Origin of the sequence: Thermithiobacillus tepidarius DSM 3134, assembly GCF_000423825.1 — a bacterium.
Lineage (GTDB): Bacteria > Pseudomonadota > Gammaproteobacteria > Acidithiobacillales > Thermithiobacillaceae > Thermithiobacillus > Thermithiobacillus tepidarius.
The window spans coordinates 37,539-51,458 of sequence record NZ_AUIS01000010.1 but is presented as its reverse complement, the minus strand read 5'-3'; the positions used below and the strand labels follow the sequence as shown (position 1 = coordinate 51,458).

15 protein-coding genes are annotated in these 13,920 nt (G+C 68.3%); 10 read left to right on the top strand and 5 right to left on the bottom strand.

The genetic code is table 11. The annotated features are described in order from the left end of the window. Nucleotides 1-2 precede the first annotated feature (2 nt). A complete protein-coding gene (locus G579_RS0107010) occupies nt 3-698 on the bottom strand; it encodes an SDR family oxidoreductase (protein ID WP_028989612.1) in 696 nt (231 codons plus the stop codon). 13 nt (nt 699-711) lie between these two features. Beyond that, nucleotides 712-1,602 (bottom strand): PfkB family carbohydrate kinase, encoded by an 891-nt coding sequence (locus G579_RS0107005; RefSeq protein ID WP_028989611.1) that lies wholly within the window; start codon nt 1,600-1,602, stop codon nt 712-714. Nucleotides 1,603-1,787: 185 nt separating this feature from the next. On the opposite strand from G579_RS0107005, the gene gltX reads away from it, so the two are divergent. Next, a complete protein-coding gene (gltX, locus tag G579_RS0107000) occupies nt 1,788-3,194 on the top strand; it encodes a glutamate--tRNA ligase (protein WP_028989610.1) in 1,407 nt (468 codons plus the stop codon). 4 nt (nt 3,195-3,198) lie between these two features. Further along, entirely contained in the window at nt 3,199-4,596 is a 1,398-nt protein-coding gene (cysS, locus tag G579_RS0106995; RefSeq protein ID WP_028989609.1) for a cysteine--tRNA ligase, read from the top strand. Between the two features lie 847 nt (nt 4,597-5,443). Here cysS and G579_RS18200 read toward each other — a convergent pair. The 3 genes from G579_RS18200 to G579_RS0106980 all read right to left on the bottom strand — a co-directional run bounded on the left by G579_RS18200 (nt 5,444) and on the right by G579_RS0106980 (nt 7,779). Beyond that, the gene (locus G579_RS18200; protein ID WP_028989608.1) at nt 5,444-6,922 is read right to left on the bottom strand and encodes a PRC-barrel domain-containing protein; all 1,479 of its coding nucleotides are present in this window, start codon (nt 6,920-6,922) and stop codon (nt 5,444-5,446) included. Nucleotides 6,923-6,944: 22 nt separating this feature from the next. Next, nucleotides 6,945-7,151: a hypothetical protein gene (locus G579_RS0106985; RefSeq protein WP_028989607.1), complete on the bottom strand. Its 207-nt coding sequence runs from the start codon at nt 7,149-7,151 to the stop codon at nt 6,945-6,947. 298 nt (nt 7,152-7,449) lie between these two features. Continuing rightward, nucleotides 7,450-7,779: a hypothetical protein gene (locus G579_RS0106980; protein ID WP_028989606.1), complete on the bottom strand. Its 330-nt coding sequence runs from the start codon at nt 7,777-7,779 to the stop codon at nt 7,450-7,452. A gap of 227 nt (nt 7,780-8,006) precedes the next feature. On the opposite strand from G579_RS0106980, the gene G579_RS16380 reads away from it, so the two are divergent. From G579_RS16380 to G579_RS0106940, 8 genes are all read left to right on the top strand, one after another. Further along, nucleotides 8,007-8,699, top strand: a complete 693-nt coding sequence (locus tag G579_RS16380; RefSeq protein ID WP_038018705.1) for a class I SAM-dependent methyltransferase — start codon at nt 8,007-8,009, stop codon at nt 8,697-8,699. Between the two features lie 158 nt (nt 8,700-8,857). Then, complete coding sequence (locus G579_RS0106970; RefSeq protein ID WP_028989605.1) at nt 8,858-9,439, top strand: NAD(P)H-dependent oxidoreductase; 582 nt, start codon at nt 8,858-8,860, stop codon at nt 9,437-9,439. Further along, nucleotides 9,439-10,311, top strand: a complete 873-nt coding sequence (locus G579_RS0106965; protein ID WP_038018702.1) for an alpha/beta fold hydrolase — start codon at nt 9,439-9,441, stop codon at nt 10,309-10,311. Before G579_RS0106970 ends, G579_RS0106965 begins: the two co-directional genes overlap by 1 nt. A gap of 444 nt (nt 10,312-10,755) precedes the next feature. After that, nucleotides 10,756-11,529 carry a class I SAM-dependent methyltransferase gene (locus tag G579_RS18195; RefSeq protein ID WP_162142981.1) on the top strand — a complete coding sequence of 258 codons (774 nt, stop codon included), beginning with the start codon at nt 10,756-10,758 and terminating at the stop codon, nt 11,527-11,529. Between the two features lie 244 nt (nt 11,530-11,773). Next, the gene (locus G579_RS0106955; RefSeq protein ID WP_028989602.1) at nt 11,774-12,223 is read left to right on the top strand and encodes a MarR family winged helix-turn-helix transcriptional regulator; all 450 of its coding nucleotides are present in this window, start codon (nt 11,774-11,776) and stop codon (nt 12,221-12,223) included. Beyond that, nucleotides 12,220-12,747: a cytochrome b gene (locus G579_RS0106950; RefSeq protein ID WP_028989601.1), complete on the top strand. Its 528-nt coding sequence runs from the start codon at nt 12,220-12,222 to the stop codon at nt 12,745-12,747. The genes G579_RS0106955 and G579_RS0106950 overlap by 4 nt, the downstream gene beginning before the upstream one ends. A 26-nt stretch (nt 12,748-12,773) precedes the next feature. Beyond that, nucleotides 12,774-13,328, top strand: a complete 555-nt coding sequence (locus G579_RS0106945) for a YceI family protein (RefSeq protein ID WP_028989600.1) — start codon at nt 12,774-12,776, stop codon at nt 13,326-13,328. A 28-nt stretch (nt 13,329-13,356) separates the two neighbouring features. Then, nucleotides 13,357-13,920 (top strand): YceI family protein, encoded by a 564-nt coding sequence (locus tag G579_RS0106940; protein WP_028989599.1) that lies wholly within the window; start codon nt 13,357-13,359, stop codon nt 13,918-13,920.

The following is a 13,920-nucleotide window of genomic DNA, read 5'->3' as shown; positions in this document are numbered from 1 at the left end:
CCCTACCAGGGGATCTCGCGGCCGTCGTAGTTCAGGAAGCGCCCCGAGTCGGCCAGGGTGAAACGATCGATGATGCCGCGCATGCCGGCGACGCTGTCCGCAGCCGGCAGCGGTGCCTGCTCGCCGCCCATGCGGGTCTGCGCCCAGCCGGGATGCAGGATCAGCACGGCGATGCGGCGCGGCGCCAAGTCGATGGCCAGACTCTTCATGGCGGCATTGAGGGCGGCCTTGCTGCTGCGGTAGAGATAGCTGTCGCCGCTCGTGTTGTCGGCGATGCTGCCCATCTTGCTGGACAGCGCGGCGATCACGCGCCGGTCGCTGCGCGCCACCTGCGCCACGAAGGCCTCGGCCATCTTCACCGCCGCCATGGTGTTGATGCGGAACACCTGTGCCCAGCGCGCGTAATCCAGATTCCCGAAACCCTGTTGCGCCTCGTCGCCGTAGACGCCGGCATTATTGAGCAGCACGTCGATGGCGGCGTCGCGCAACTCGTCGGCCAAGGCGTCGATCTGCGCATGGTCGCCGACGTCCAGGCGATGCACGCTGAGCTGGGGATGCTCCCGGGCCAGCCGGTGCAGGGCGTCGGCCTGCTCCGGGCGCCGGCAGCAGGCGAAAACGCGCCAGCCCGCCTGCGCGTATTGACGGGAAAACTCCAGGCCCAGGCCGCGGTCGGTGCCGGTGATGAGCACGCTCGGCATGTCGATCTCCTCGTTACTTGACGCGATGCAGCTTGGGGGCAACCAGGTCGTCCAAGCCTTCCTGGCCGCACTTCACGCCGGCCAGATGGCAGCCCGCCTGCAGGATTTCGTCCAGGGTGAGGTCGCGCAGAAAGGCATCGATGACGGCGGCGTTGAAAGTGTCGCCGGCGCCGAGGGTATCCTTGACCTCGGGCGGCGCGAAGGCCGGGCTGTGATGCTGCTGGTCATAGCGGTCCAGGCCGTAGGCGCCTTCCTCGCCCCAGGCCACGATCAGATCCGCTTGCGGCGCCTGCTCCCGCAGCCAGTGCAGAAAGGGGTAGGGTTGGGCGAAGCCCTTGGCGTGGGCGTAGGCGCGCGAGCACAGCAGCACGTCCACCATGGGGAAAAGCTGCCGCACCCAGGGACGCGCTTTTTCCACCTCCAGCGAGCAGCGCAGGTCCGGCCGCTGGTCGCGCACGTGGCGCAGCATGCAGGCCAGCTCGCCGACGTTGCTGCGCGCCTCGAAGTGGATCCAGTCCCAGGGGGCGAGCCGGATCTGCTGGAAGCTGCCGAAGCTGTATTCGGGGATGTCGCGGTAATGGACGATGGTGCGCTTGCCGTCGCGGCGGTTCAGCAGCACGCAGGAGGTGGGCGGCCGGCCGGCCAGCTTCTGGCAGGCGCTGGTGTCGATGTGATGGCGGGCCAGATCCGCCAGGATCAGGTCCGACTCCGCGCCGTCCGCCAGCACCCCCGCCAGGGCGCAGCGGTGGCCGAGCTGGCTGAGCACCGCCAGCGTGTTGGCGGCGTTGCCGCCTCGGCGCATCTGCATGTCCTGGGCGCGGACCTCCGAGTCCTCCCGGGGATAGTCCTCGAGCGCGAAGATGAGGTCGAGTGTGGCGTTGCCGACGGCGAGGATATGTTTCATGGCGTTCGGACCCGGAAAGTTTCGGACAGGCTATGAAGATCGTCTGGCCGGGGATAGGGGCGAAGGTCGCAGGACGCACCGGGCAAGCCGACCCGCGCGTCCTCGATCCGATCATACGGCCAAGCGTCCGCCATGACAAAGCGGCCGCGGTTGCGGCCGATGCGTGCCGCCACTACCATAAACCCATGACAACGATCACCCGCTTTGCACCGAGTCCCACCGGGCTCATCCACCTGGGCAACGTGCGCACCGCGCTCTTTTCCTGGCTGGCGGCCCACCGCGGCCAGGGCCGCTTCATCCTGCGCATCGAGGACACCGACGCCGAGCGCTCGCGGCCCGAGTATGTCGCCGCCCTGATGGCCGATCTGCGCTGGCTGGGGCTGCACTGGGAGGAGGGGCCGGAGGCGGGCGGCCCGCATGGCCCCTACCATCAATCCGAGCGCGGCGCGGTCTACGCCCGCTACTACCATGAGCTCGAAGCGCAGGCGTTCGCCTATCCATGCTTCTGCTCGCCCGAGGAGCTGGAGCTGTCGCGCAAGCTGCAACTGAGCCAGGGCCGGGCACCGCGCTACGCCGGCGCCTGCCGCCGCCTGTCCGCCGCCGAGCGCGCCGCGCGCCTGGAAGCCGGCCATCAGCCCACCCTGCGCTTTCGCGTGCCGGAAGGGCAGACGGTCGAGTTCACGGACGTGGTGCGCGGGCCGCAGCGTTTCCAGAGCGACGACATCGGCGACTTCATCATCCGCCGCGCCGACGGCACGCCCGCCTTTTTCTTCTGCAACGCCATCGACGACGCCTTGATGGAGGTGAGCCTCGTCCTGCGCGGCGAGGACCACCTCACCAACACCCCGCGTCAGATCCTGCTGCTGCAGGCCCTGGGGCTGCCGGTGCCGGGCTACGGCCACATGGCGCTCATCGTCGGCGACGACGGCCAGCCCCTGTCCAAGCGCAACGGCTCGCGCAACGTGGCGGAGCTGCGCGAGGCGGGCTATTTCCCCGAGGCGGTCGACAATTACCTTGCCCGCCTGGGCCACAGCCTGGACAGCGACGCGCTGCTGGACCTGGCGGGGCTCGCCGCCCGCTTCGACGCGGCCCACCTGGGCCGCTCGCCGGCGCGCTTCGACCCCCAGCAGCTCGACCATTGGCAGCGCCAGGCCCTGCTCACCCTGCCTTGGGAGCGGATCTGGGCCTGGCTGGCGGACTATCTCGCCACCCCGGTGCCGGAGAGCCGGCGCGAGGCCTTCGTCACTGCCGTGCGCGCCAATCTCAACGGCCCCGAGGAGGCCGAGCTCTGGGCCGCCGCCTGCTTCGGCGACGCGCCCCTGGAGCCCGGGGCCCACGCCGTGATCGCCGGCGCGCCCGAGGCCCTGTGGCCCGCCGCCCTGGCGGCGCTGGATACCCACGGCACCGACTTCAAGGCCCTCGCCGCCCAGGCCGGGCAGGCCGCCGGGCTCAAGGGCAAGCAGCTCTTCATGCCGCTGCGCGCCGCCCTGACCGGCCAGACCCATGGCCCCGAGCTCGCCCAGCTCCTGCCCCTCATCGGCCCCGAGCGCGCCCGCGCGCGCCTGCAACGCATCGCCAACCTAGAGTCCTGATTCCATGCTCATCTACAACACGCTGACCCGCCGCAAGGAAGAGTTGGTCCCCATCGAGCCCAACCACGTGCGCATGTACGTCTGCGGCATGACCGTCTACGACCACTGCCACCTGGGCCACGCCCGCGTCATGATCACCTTCGACATGGTGGTACGCTACCTGCGCGCCAGCGGTCTGCGTGTGACCTACGTGCGCAACATCACCGACATCGATGACAAGATCATCCGCCGCGCCGCCGAGAACGGCGAGCCCATCGATGCGCTGACGGACCGCTTCATCGCGGCCATGCACGAGGACGAGCGCGATCTCAACGTGCTCCTGCCCGACCTGGAGCCGCGCGCCACCTATCACGTGCCCGGCATGATCGCCATGATCCAGACCCTGATCGAAAAGGGCCACGCCTACGCCGCGTCCAACGGCGACGTCTACTACGCCGTGCGCAGCTTCCCCGGCTACGGCAAGCTCTCGGGCAAGAGCCTGGAGGACCTGGAGGCCGGCGCCCGCGTCGAGCCCGGCGAGGCCAAGCGCGATCCGCTGGACTTTGCCCTGTGGAAGGCCGCCAAGCCCGGCGAGCCGGCCTGGGATTCCCCCTGGGGGCGGGGCCGGCCCGGCTGGCACATCGAGTGCTCGGTCATGTCCATCGACGCCCTGGGCTGCCACTTCGACATCCACGGCGGCGGCATGGACCTGCAATTTCCCCACCACGAAAACGAGATCGCCCAAAGCGAGGGCGCAACCGGCTGCCATTTCGCCAATCTCTGGATGCACAACGGCTTCGTGCGCGTGAACGAGGAGAAGATGTCCAAGTCGCTGGGCAACTTCTTCACCATCCGCGAGCTCCTGCCGCGCTTCGGCGGCGAGGTGGTCCGCTTCTTCATCCTCTCCAGCCATTACCGCAGCCCGCTCAACTATTCCGACGAGAACCTGGAGATCGCCAAGAACGGCCTCACCCGCCTCTACACCGCCCTGAAGGGCGTGGAAGCGGCCCACTACGTCTCCTTCGAGGAGATCCCGGCGCAGCTCTCGCCCTGGCTCACCCGCTTCATCGCCGCCATGGACGACGACTTCAACACCCCCGAGGCCCTGGCCGTGCTCTTCGAACTGGCCACCGAGCTCAACCGCGCCAAGGGCGTCGACGAGTCCCTGGCCGCCGAGCTGGCCGGCCTCCTGAAGCGCCTGGGCCACACGCTGGGGCTGCTGGAGCAGGACCCGGTGGCCTTCCTGCAGGGCGGGGCGGGCGCCGTGCTGGATGTGGCCCGCATCGAGGCGCTCATCGCCGAACGGGCGGCGGCGAAAAAGGCGAAGAATTATGCGGAGGCGGACCGGATACGGGCGATGCTGTCGGAGGAGGGCATCGTGCTGGAGGATGGGGCACAGGGGACGACGTGGCGGCGGGGGTGAGGTGTGCTGATGCCGGCGCCGCGCAGTTTGCGTTTCTGAGGGATGGAGCGGGCTGACGCCCGCGGGTAATCGGGTGTCGGGGGTTGCCCGACGGCAACTTCCGTTCTTTTGTTCGTCCAAAGAAAGGAAGCAAAGAAAACGACGTCCCGTTGCCCTGCCCTGCAGGTTCCCTGCGCGCCTCCCGGCCGCTCTGGCTCAGACCACCCCGTTGCCCCGCCCCTGCGCGACGCGGCGGGGCAACGGGGTGGGAACAGCGCCCCCCAACCCCCGTTGGGCTTCGCTGCACTCAGCCCAACCTACCTAGGTTGCCGCCGCCGACCGTAGGAGCGGGCTCGCCCGCGATCCGCCGTCCCGGCCGCCACCGAATCGCGGGCCAGCCCGCTCCTACGCGCCTGCGCGCGTTACTCGCTGCGTTCGCTTTCCTGGACGCGCAAGCGAGTAGGTTGGGCTGCGCCTGCGTAGCCCAACCGGTCTAACGTAGGAGCGAGCTTGCTCGCGATCCCTGTGCCGACCAGCGAGCCATCGCGGGCGAGCCCGCTCCTACAGCCGGGGATGCTGGCCCGCCAAGCTTTGGCACGGCACCGCAGCCCCCGAATACCCGCTCCCGCCGGGAGCGGGCAGGGTGAGGGCCGACGCGGCGATGCCCCGGCGCCGACCTCGGCCGTACTGGTTCACAGGATGCAGGAGCGAGCTGGCCCGCGATCGGTCATGCCGGCCGGCAACGTGTATCGTGGTCCAGCCCGCTCCTGCTGGTCGTTCCTGCGGCATTCCCGGTCGTGGTGGTGCATCAGGGGGCAATTCGAAACGAAAGCGGCCCGGGCGATCGGGCCGCTTTTTTGCTTCTGCGTTACCGCATGGCCGGACGGGAGCCGGGGGTGGAGCGGTCAGGGGGCGGGCTGAGGCCTGGCTCGCGGCCTTCGACGTTTTCCAGCGCAGCCTCGCCGCGGGTGGGGGCGCGCATCATGTCGGGGGAGATCTCGGGCGGGCCCTCGAAGACGGAATCCAGCAGGACGTCGAGCACGCCGGCGGCGCGGGCGCGCTCGATGGCCGCGTGGGTGATCAGCTCGCCCGTGTTGAGGAGCACGTTGTCGGCCGGATCGAGGATCACGCGCGTGACCGGGCGGCCGAGGGCGCGGTTGATGCGGTTCTGCAGCGAGCGCTGCTGCGACTCCGTGCGCTTGCCCTGCACCGCGTCGGCCAGCTCCGCAGCCTTTTCCTTGAGCGTTTCCCAGAGGCTGCCCGCCTTTTCCCGGGTGGCTTGCACGCCCTGGCTGGCCATGCCCAGGCCGGCGGAGGCGATGAGCTCCCGTTCTCTGCCGTGCAGGCGCGCCTGTTCCAGCGTGTCGCGGGTGATGACCATGCCCGGGGCGATGAGGGTGGAGCCGTTGGGCAGGACGACTTCGCGGCCGGCGGTCCGGCCCACCACGGCCTCGGCGGTGCTGGAGGTGCCGCTCGCCGTTAGGCTGCCGAGGCGCTCCTTGCCGCTGCTCCAGGCTTCGCCCATGACGCCGCCGCCGGCCGCCAGCACGAGCTGGCTCAGGCGCGCGGCGGCTTCGGCCCGCTCGGCCTGCTCGCGGGTGATGCTTTCGCCCTTGCTGACCAGGATGGTCTCTGCGGCACCCTCAGCGGGCGAGGCGGGGATCAGCACGTCGCGGGCGGCGGTCTTGCCGACGACGAACTCCTTCTGCCGCTCCGCCGAGGCTTCGGCGATGTTTTCGTAGAGGGCGGAGGCGCGGTTGCGGGCGCTGTCCACCGCTTCGCCGATGCGCCCGCTGGCCGAGGCCGCCACTCCTCTGAGGCCGCCCGGCTCCTGGCGTATCCGCTCCTCGATCTCCTGGGCCGCCGTCGGCGGCACCAGGGCCACGTCCTCGCCGAGCTTCAGGCCCTCGGCATAGGGCAGGAATCGCTTGCCGCTGACGGTATCGGCGACCAGCCCGCCGGAGACTTCATAACCGACCACCCGGCCCGAGCTTTCGTCCACGTAGAGGTCGGTGACGGTGCCGAGATCGCGGCCGTCGGTGGTGTAGAGGCGGGTGCCGGCCAGGGCGCTGTCGCCGTCCATGAGCCGACGGATCTCCGGGCGCTGGTCGGCGACCACGTCCGCCTGATGATCCCTGACCATGACGGCGTCCGGGCCGAGCACGGCCACTTCTTCCCAAGGCACGATGTGCGCCTTGACCAGGCCCATGATCTCGCGGTCGGTCAGGATCAGCGCCACCAGCCGGTCGCTGTCGCGGTCGAAGACCAGATCACGCACTTTGCCCAGGGTTTCGCCGTCCGACTGGCTGATGACGTTCAAGCCGATGATGCTGTGTCCTTTTCGCATGGCGTGGCTCCTGAAATTCTGGTTATCCGGGCCGGATGCCCAAGGGCGCGTTCTGCGCCGCGACGGCCTGGATGCCCGGCACGTCGAGGCCGCTCATGAGCTGCGTCAGGCCCAGCTCCTCGCGATTCTGGTAAACGATGAATCCGGCTGCCGCCAGCACCAGCACCAGGAGCAGCAGCGTGAGAAGGTTGCGGGTAACGGGGGATTTGTGGCCTTCGAGTCTTGGCATGTCAGCGCTCCTGCGTTTTGGGTGGTCGCATGTCGATCCGTCGGGGGTGTCGGACCTGCACGGTCGTGACGTCGCCTTTTGCTGCAGCGCAAAGCCAAATTGGCTTGAAAATTTAGACTCTTAAGCGGTGGACAAGTTGCCGGGGGTGCGGAGACGCCTGCGGCGGTGGCGCATTGTTTTTGCGGGCAAGCTCGCGTTGCGGCTCATGGGAACGGTGCCGCAGGCCAAGTATGAGCGAGCGTGCCCGCGATGCAAGCATGGCTTCCCTGGGCGGTGGCCGTGCGTCGCGGCGCCGTTGCTAGTAACCCGACGGGTACGGCGGATACTGCGCGGGCGTGCAGACGTAGCCCGGCGGGCAGTAGGCGGGGGCGGGCTGGCTGGGGGCGCCGATGGCGCCCGGGGTGCCGGCCAGGATGCTGCCAATGGCGGCGATCTCGCCCAATACCGTGCCGTTGCCCGGCGCGGGAGCGGGAGCGGGAGCGGGGACGGGCTGCTGGGTACCGGTAACGCCGTTGAGCACCGCGGCGGCGATGGCGGCGTTGGCGGCGGCATCGAGGCTCGGGTTGCCGGTGGTGGCGCAGCCGGCCAGCAGCACTGGCATGAACAGCAGTGCGAGAGCTTTCTTCACGTGCTAATCCTTATGGTAGTGAGGCGATCGTGTCCTTGGCCGCGGCGGCCCCGGGCCGGGGCGCCGCGCAATGGCTCGATGCAGGGGATAACGAGCGAGGCGGCGGAAGGTTAACCGCGCTTCGCCCGCCCCGCGGACGCGGCGCCTCTGACCCCTTGCGGATGGTCACGCCCGGCCAGCCGGGTTATGGTCGAGGATGTGTTGCAGGAAACGGAGGGGAGGGTGCGATGAAGACATCACTGCGGGTGCTAGTGGCCGTGTGCTTCGCCGTCGCGGGCTCGCCGCTGGCCTTCGGCCTGGAGGAGCGCAATGTCCAGCCCGGCGTGAACCAGCCCTATGAGCATCCGAACTACCAGGAATGGGTCAAGCGCTTCGAGTCGCCCGGGCGGGAGGTTTACGACAAGCGCAACGAGATCGTGGCCGCGACCGGGGTGCGGCCGGGCATGGCGGTGGCGGATCTAGGTGCGGGGACGGGTCTTTTCACTTATCTTTTTGCCGAAAAGGTCGGTCCGTCCGGCAAGGTGTACGCGGTGGACATCTCGCGCACCTTCATCGACAACATCCTGCGCCGGGCGCGGGCGGCCGGCCTCGGGAACGTCGCCGGCATCGTCAACTCGCAGCGCGATACCGGGCTGCCGCCCGCGTCGGTGGACCTCGTGTTCAGCTCGGACGCTTATCACCACTTCGAATATCCCCAGAGCATGCTGCGCTCCATCCGCCAGGCACTGCGCCCGGACGGCACGCTGGTGATCGTCGATTTCGAGCGCAAGCCGGGGATGAGCTCCAACTGGGTGTTGAGCCATGTGCGGGCCGGCAAGGAAACGGTGATCCGCGAGGTGGAGGCGGCCGGCTTCCGGCTCGCCGAGGACAAGCCGCTCATGCGCGAGAATTACTTCCTGCGCTTCGTGAAGCGGCCATAGCGATTCGATCGCGGGCTGGCCTGCGCCTACGACGTACGGCACGAATCGTGGGATCGAGCTTGCTCGCGATACCCTTCATTCCGCTTTGCCGACGAATGCGCCCCCGGCCGGTCTAAACCAAAAGCAGGCCTCTTTCCCCGCTGACCAGGAGGCGCATCATGGCCAGGCGCATTACCATCATCCAGGGTCATCCCGATCCGCAGGCCACCCATCTGGACCACGCGCTGGCGGCCGCCTATGCCCAGGCGGCCGAAGCCACCGGGCACAGCATACGGCGGATCGCGGTGGCCGAGCTCGACTTTCCGCTGCTGCGCAGCAAGGCCGACTGGGACCGGGAAGCGCCGGACGGCATCCGCCAGGCCCAGGAAGCGATTGCCTGGGCCGAGCATCTGGTGATCTTTTATCCCCTCTGGCTCGGCGGCATGCCGGCACTGCTCAAGGGCTTTCTCGAACAGGTCATGCGGCCCGGCTTCGCCTTCAGCCAGCCGGCGCCCGGGAGCATGGGCAAGAAGCTGCTCACCGGCCGCTCGGCGCGCATCGTCGTCACCATGGGCATGCCCGCCTTCGTCTATCGCTGGTACTTCCACGCCCACAGCCTGAAGAGCCTGGAGCGCAACATCCTGGCCTTTGTCGGCATCAAGCCGGTCATGGTGAATCTCTTCGGCATGGTGGAGGGCAAGGCCGCCCGCCGCGAGCAGTGGCTCGCCCTGATGCGCGAGCTGGGGCGGGCAGGGCGCTGATGGCGTTGGGCACGGCGCTGGAGCATCTGCGGCTGCCCGGCAACGGCGTGACGCTGCACGTGGCGGCGGCGGGCGAGCCGGACGGGCCCCTGGTGCTGCTCCTGCACGGCTTCCCTGACCTTTGGCTGGGCTGGCTCCGGCAGGTCGAGGCATTGGCGGCGGCGGGCTGGCGGGTCTGGGCGCCGGACCAGCGCGGCTACAACAGCAGCGACAAGCCCCATGGCCTCGCCGCCTACCGGCTGGAGGAGCTGGCGGCTGATGTCCTCGCCCTGATCCGCCTCAGCGGGCGCCCGCGCGTGACCCTGATCGGCCACGACTGGGGCGGGGTGGTCGCCTGGTGGCTGGCGGCCCGCCATCCGGAAGTGCTGGAGCGCCTGGTCGTGCTCAACGCCCCGCATCCGGCGGCCATGCGCCGCGAGCTCCACACCCGTCCGGGCCAGCTCCTGCGCAGCGCTTACGTGCCCTTTTTTGCCCTGCCCTGGCTGCCGGAGCGGGTGCTGCGCCTGCGCGATTTCCACATCCTGGTGACGGCCCTGCGCGGCAGCAGCCGCCCGGACGCCTTTGCCGATGCCGAGCTCGAGCAGTACCGCGCGGCCTGGCGCCAGCCAGGGGCGCTGACCGCCATGCTGAACTGGTATCGGGCGCTGGTCTGGCGGCGGCCGCTGCTGCCGGACCCGGGTCCGATCAGCGTGCCCACGCTGCTGATCTGGGGCGTGAAAGACCCGGCGCTGGCGCCGAGCCTGGCGCAGGCCAGCATCCAGCTCTGCGAGCCGGGGCGCCTGGTCTTCGTGCCCGATGCCGGCCACTGGGTGATGCGCGACGCGACGGCCCAGGTCAACGAACTGCTGCTGGGCTTTCTGGCGACGGCCTGATCCGCATTGCCCAAGCCTGCCTGGAAAATCTGCATGTGGACTCCGCAGGATCTGGCAGTGGTGCCTGGCTGCCACGGCTTCGGGCCCCTGCATCCTGCCAATGGCCGGATTGCCGGGCGGGGTATCGTCCGGATAATGCGACGTTCATTTTCGCGTTCCGCGCCACGCGGCGAAGCCGCGGGGAGGTGAAGATGTACGTGCTGGATCCCTGGCTGCTGGACCACCTCGCTTGTCCGCTGGACAGGCAATCCTTGGCTTTCGATGCCGACGCCCTGAGCTGCCCGCATGGACATCGCTACCCGGTCATAGGCGGGGTGCCGGTCATGCTGCCCAAGGACATCGACCATACTCACGCGCGGCATGCCAACGAAACCTTCGCCTTGCTGGAGGATGAGCCTCCGCCGGGGCGCTTGGGCAGCCGTGGATCGGAGGAGGTCGATCCCTATGTGCAGCAGGCGGTCGCGGACACCAACAGCAATCTGTATCGGCCGCTGGTTGGCAGGCTCAAGGAATACCCCATTCCCGAACTGGACATTCCGCCGGGCGACGACAAGCGCTTCCTCGATATCGGCTGCAACTGGGGGGCACTGGTGCATTGCCGCCAGTCGGCAGGGCTACAGGCCGGTCGGCATCGATCCGTCCCTGGAAGCCATGCTCACCGCCCGCCGCGTCGCCCGGCAACTGGGCAGGGAGGCGCTTTACGTCGTGGCGGATTCACGCTATCTGCCCTTCGCCGAAGGCAGCTTCGAATTCGTCTATTCCTACAGCGTCTTTCAGCATTTCAGCAAGGAAAATGTGAAAGCCTCCCTGCCCGAAATCCAGCGGGTGCTGAGCGACGGCGGCCAAAGCCTGATCCAGATGCTGAATTCCTACGGCCTGCGCAGCCTCTTTGTCCAGGCCCGGCGCAGATTTCGGGAGGCGCGTGGCTTCGAGACCCGCTACTGGACGCCGGCGGAACTGCAGGCGACCTTCGACAAGCTGATCGGTCCCTCGCAAATCCTCGTCGGGAGCTTCTTTACCCAGGGCCAGGTGACCGACAAGCATTTGTTCCTGCGGCGGCACCGGGCGCTCGTCTCAGCCTCCGAATTCCTCAAATCAGTCAATCGCCGCACGGGTTTGCTGACCACGCTGGCCGACAATCTCTTCCTGGTCTCCACAAAGCGCCGCAATATGGACGCACCCGCCCGCAGGAATTTTGCCGCGACGACTTTCGCCTGAAGGTGCGGGGCCGAGCTGGCCGCTGGCGGGCGCTCTTGCCTGGGGCACGTCTCAACGAATGGGTTTCCTACGCCTTGCGCGCGGTCGTTGATGGCGGCATGGCTAGCCTCGTCGCCCGGATGTGCCGGCCTCGGCACATCCACCGGCATTGATCCTCTTGGTCTGGTCGGCCAAGCTCGCGCACGCTTGACAATGTTCTAATTAGGACTAATATTGTTCTTGTTAGAACGATTTGATCGGCACCATGCCCAGCGAACCCTATCTCAAGACCCTGCGCGAACTCGCCCGCTGCTATCAGGCCTTCGAAGCCTATTCGGCGGCCTACATCCGCAGGCTCGGGCTCACGCCGCCCCAGTTCGATGTGATCGCCACGCTCGGCAATACGCCGGGCATGAGCTTCAAGGAGCTGGGGGAGCAGACCCTGATCACCAAGGGGACGTTGACCGGCGTGATCGACCGTCTGGAGGAGAAGGGCCTGACCCGCCGGGTGGCGTCGGCGACGGACCGCCGCAGCACCCGGGTGGAGCTCACGCCAGCCGGCGACGCGCTCTTCCAGCGGATCTTTCCCGGCGTGGTCGCCCACGGCAGGCGCGCCTTCGGCCGCCTGTCGCCCGCGGAGCTCGCCGAACTCGAGGCCGGGCTCGCCCGTCTGCGGGCGGCCTTCGCCGCAGCCAGCCAGGAGGAAAACGAGTGACTTATACCCGGACCGCCGTCGTCCTGCACTGGACGATCGCGCTGTTGATCTTCATTGCCTTTCCCTTGGGCCTGTACATGCACGAGCTGCCCCTGTCGCCGACGCGGCTGCAGCTCTACAGCTATCACAAGTGGCTGGGGATCACCGTGTTGCTGCTCTTGCTCGCCCGGCTGGCCTGGCGCGCCACCCATGCCGCGCCGCCCTATCCGGCCGGCATGGCGCCGTGGCAGCGGCGTGCCGCCAGCGCGGTGCATGGACTGCTGTACCTGCTCATCCTGGCGGTGCCCCTGTCCGGCTGGCTGATGAGCTCGGCCAAGGGTGTCCAGACGGTGTGGCTCGGCGTGCTGCCGCTGCCCGACCTAGTGGGCAAGGACAAAGCCTTGGGCGAAGCGCTGGAGGAGCTGCATGAAATCCTCAACTACGGCCTGCTGACGCTGGTGCTGTTCCACGTGGCCGCCGCAGCCAAGCACCAATTCGTCGACCGGGACGGACTGCTGGCGCGCATGCGCTTCCGGGGCTCCTAATGCCGCGCGTCATGGAGAATCGTGGAATGTCGAAGAAAGCTTTGTTGGCGGCCGCGCTGCTGGCGCTGCTGCCTGCCGCCGAAGCCGCCGAGCTGACCCGGCTCGTGCCCGGCCAGAGCCGGATCACCTTCACCAGCCAACAGATGGGCGTGCCGGTGGATGGGCAGTTCAAGCGCTTCGCCGCCCAGGTGGCGGTGGATCCGGCCCGGCCGGAAGCCGGCCGCGCCCGCATCGAGGTGGACCTGGCCAGCATCGATACCGGATTGGCGGAGGCCGACAGCGAGGCCCAGGGCAAGTCCTGGTTCAACACGGCCGCCTTCCCCAAGGCCACCTTCGTGTCCGAGCGGGTGCAGCGGCTCGGCCCCGGCCGCTATCAGGCCGTCGGCAAGCTCAGCATCAAGGGCGTCAGCCGCGACATCGTCGCCCCCTTCACCGTGCGCCCGGCCGGCAACGGCGCCTGGTTCGACGGCGGCTTCACCCTCAAGCGCCTGCAGTTCCGCATCGGCGAGGGCGACTGGGCCGATACCGGCACCGTGGCCGATGACGTGCAGGTTCGCTTCAAGCTCTACCTCGTGCCCTGAACTCTCATCCCCTGCAAAGGAGCATCGCATGAAGAAAACCCTCGTTGCCCTGGCCTTCGCCGCCATCGCTGCGCCGGCCTTCGCCGCCGACACCTACACGGTGGACCCGCGCCACACCTTCCCCAGCTTCGCCATCAGTCACTTCGGCTACTCCATGCAGCAGGGCCGCTTCGACAAGACCAGTGGCACCATCGTGCTGGACAAGACGGCCAAGACCGGCAGCGTGGACATCACCATCGACGCCGCCTCCGTCGACACCGGCCTGGAGGAGCTGGAAAAGCACCTGCGCACTGAGGATTTCTTCAACGTCGCCAAGTATCCGACCATCACCTTCAAGTCCGACAAGCTGATCTTCCAGGGCGATCGGCTCACTGGCGTCGACGGCAAGCTCACCCTGCTCGGCGCGACCCGCCCCGTGAGCCTCGCGGTGGAATCCTTCCAGTGCGCGCCGCATCCCATGCTGAAGAAGGAGGTGTGCGGCGCCACCGCGACCACCACCATCAAGCGCTCCGACTTCGGCATGACCAAGTATCTGCCTCTTCTGGGCGATGAGGTGAAGATCACCATCCCCGTCGAGGCCATCAAGAGCTGA